Annotated in this window: 1 protein-coding gene; it reads left to right on the top strand. The window is 40.5% G+C overall.

The genetic code is table 11. The features are described 5' to 3' along the window. Window positions 1-911 (top strand): IS110 family transposase (locus H4J76_RS19470; protein WP_182204895.1); only part of this gene is annotated, 911 nt, incomplete at both ends.

Genomic DNA, 911 nt, shown 5'->3' with positions numbered 1-911 from the left:
CTTTTCATTGGCTTAGATACCCATAAAACATTTACTGAAGTCGCTTATATTGAAGACCAACGTGGCGCTAAATCAACTCATCTAGGTAAAATACTCAGTAATAAAGCCGCCTTTAAAAAACTCGCGCGACAATTACAATCAAAATACCCAGATGCCACACTTCATTTTGTTTACGAAGCAGGACCTTGTGGCTATTGGATTTACCGTTTTCTCACCAGCCTTAATCATTGCTGCTATGTCATCGCACCTTCTCTTATCCCTAAAAAACCAGGAGAGAAAATCAAAACCGATAAACGTGATGCGCTCAAACTTGCAAAGTTGCTCAAGTCTGAAGACTTAACGCCTATCTATGTTCCTGAGCCCGAAGATGAAGCCGTACGTGACTTATCTCGAGCACGTGAAACAGGCATGAAAGACTTAAAAGATGCTAAATATCAGCTTAAAGCACTGCTGTTACGTAACAATATTAACAGCAAAATAAAAGATAACTGGTCATTACAATATTTGCGTTGGCTCGCTGAATTAGTGCTACCTCATCCTTGTCAGCAAATTGTTTTACAAGAATCGGTTTCAACCATTACTGAGCGACTAAAACGCTTAAAAAGACTTGATAATGAATTAACACATCAAGTGAAAAACTGGCGGTTTTATCCTGTAGTTAAAGCGATACAGGCGCTCCGTGGTGTGAGGTTATTAGTAGCCACAGGAGTGATTGCCGAACTAGGTGACTTATCACGGTTCGACCATCCCAGAAAATTAATGAGTTACCTTGGTCTTGTACCAAGCGAACATTCAAGTGGCGATAAACGCCATTTAGGTGCTATTACCAAATGCGGTAACAGCCGTGCAAGACGACTACTGGTCGAAGGTGCACATTCGTATAAACACAACGCCAATATTTCAAAAGAAAT

The sequence above is a fragment of the Colwellia sp. BRX9-1 genome (assembly GCF_014077195.1).
Classification (GTDB): Bacteria; Pseudomonadota; Gammaproteobacteria; order Enterobacterales; family Alteromonadaceae; genus Colwellia_A.
The sequence above is the reverse complement of the archived record's forward strand: the minus strand, read 5'-3'. Positions and strand labels throughout refer to the sequence as shown.